The following is a 1,969-nucleotide window of genomic DNA, read 5'->3' on the forward strand; positions in this document are numbered from 1 at the left end:
CACTTCGAGGTAGCAGTCATGCTGGAAAAAGTTCAGGTGCCGGTAACGCTTGACGATAGTGTCATGCACGGGATGCGCGCCGGCCACCTCAGGATGCGCGAAGCGGCTTCCGGCAGTGAAGTCGATCTGGATCGTCAGCAGCTTGGTGGCCGCGTCGAAATCGACGCCGCTCACGAACCACGGATCACTTACACCCAATGCGGCTTCGAACAGCTTGCTGTGCATGACCTGCCTTCGTCTTGATTATGCAGAAACCGGGACGATACCACCCACTGGAAATTCAACAGAGGCATATTTTGTAGCCAGTGCTGATAAATTCAGTCCAAAACATCACGGGCATCGACTCGTATCGAAGGTTGCGCGAGCTGATTTGTCTTAGCGCAAGCATATCTCCAATGGACTACACTGCACTTGGGGCCCACATCTCCGGGCGACTATGCGCAGTGCTCAGTTGAGCGGTAATGACGGTTAGACATCCGTGGACGGCATCCAAGCTCACGCGCCTTCGAGATTGAACACTTGTACTTGACGCCTTTGGTAGCCGGCAGTTAAATAGCTTTGTAGAGTTGAACGATGCCACACGGTGAAGATCGAAATCGTCGAAGAAAACCGGGACCGAAAGCATACGCCATCGGTGTCACATCAAGCTACAGACACATCTTTTGATTGCGATTGAGCTGATTGCATACATGGGCACTATTTCATGGAAGTCGCGAAAGGAGTCGGAAATGAACAAGGAACTGAAAATAGAACCACCGCGTCCAATCTCGCCAGCCGAGATCGCGTCCGATTGGACCGAATGGGGCCGCAGACTTTTGAGCCAGAACCAATTGCCATTTTCCGGTGACGTTTCACAGTGGATATCTGCATGGGGCGAGGCGGTAGGTCAAATCGGACTATTCAATCTGAACATTACGGGCGCGAGAGATCCTGCAAAGGAACGCGCTATTATAAAGCGATACTCATACGGCCATCAGCTCGGAGAAATACTTGCTGTCTTGACACCCATGGCCGATGAATTCTATTCCACTGATCCTCATAAAAGAAGCGCTCTTTCCCCTGCCAGTCGCGATGGCTATGAGAGCTTCGTCTCCATGAGAGACGGAATTCAAGAGCTCAAAAATAATAGTCCCTCAACCGTCCAGCAAATTGTAGAGGCGATCAAACGCATGAAAGAAAAGTCACCATCAACTTATCGACGCACAGTCGATGAGCTAGTCGACGAACTAAAGAGGCTCTAGCGGGAGCATGAAAGCACGTCCGTCCGCCAACTCTCCACGAACTTATCGAATTACTGACTGAATGTCGTTTTGGGGGCTGGGACTATTATTCGCCTCACAACTGCGGATGCCAGAAATGAGAACCCTTGGGGCCGGAGAATGAATCCGTGCGCCCTCCTTCTGTCGCCCCGCCATCTTTGTGAGCGCTGTAATGAGAAGACTGACGTGAGCAATTTTCTGGGTTGCCCGAACTGCCCTTAACGCGAGGCAGTGCAATCAGAATAATAGGAAAGTCTGTCTGACTCAGTCCGCCTTTCCAAAGCCGCAATGGTACTCGCAATGGACCTGCTTATCTCGGTCGTGGCCATCGACAACATTACCGATTACGCCACAACTTCGCCTCCGTACGTCATGTGTTTTTAATGGATAAGACTTTTCCGGAAAACGGAATCTGACCTTCCCTCTGTTTTTCGCCTTCCAGAGGCCCGGGGTTATGCAGCTACATCCGTTGCCTGCTGAGCCACGAGCCAGTCTCGCATGAACTGGGCCGGCGACACAAAGCCGAGCGACGAATGACGACGACTGCGGTTGTAAAACACTTCGATGTATTCGAACAAGTCCGCTGCGGCTTCGCGATGCGTGCGATAGCGCGCTGCATGAACCCGTTCATTTTTCAGGCTGTTGAAGAAGCTCTCCGTCGGCGCGTTGTCCCAGCAATTTCCTTTGCGGCTCATAGAGCAACGCATGCC

Annotated in this window: 2 protein-coding genes and 1 pseudogene; 1 reads left to right on the forward strand and 2 read right to left on the reverse strand. The window is 52.1% G+C overall.

Annotation, left to right across the window (positions count from 1 at the left end):
* Nucleotides 1-225 (reverse strand): annotated as a pseudogene (locus tag GCT19_RS41760) (ISL3 family transposase); the annotation flags it as partial.
* 503 nt (nt 226-728) lie between these two features.
* On the opposite strand from GCT19_RS41760, the gene GCT19_RS41765 reads away from it, so the two are divergent.
* The gene (locus GCT19_RS41765) at nt 729-1,241 is read left to right on the forward strand and encodes a hypothetical protein (RefSeq protein ID WP_152855071.1); all 513 of its coding nucleotides are present in this window, start codon (nt 729-731) and stop codon (nt 1,239-1,241) included.
* A gap of 470 nt (nt 1,242-1,711) precedes the next feature.
* Here the strand turns inward: GCT19_RS41765 and GCT19_RS41775 are convergent.
* On the reverse strand, nt 1,712-1,969 hold a 258-nt coding region (locus GCT19_RS41775), incomplete at its 5' end, for an IS3 family transposase (RefSeq protein WP_152854912.1).

The sequence above is a fragment of the Paraburkholderia atlantica genome, from assembly GCF_009362785.1.
GTDB lineage: Bacteria > Pseudomonadota > Gammaproteobacteria > Burkholderiales > Burkholderiaceae > Paraburkholderia > Paraburkholderia atlantica.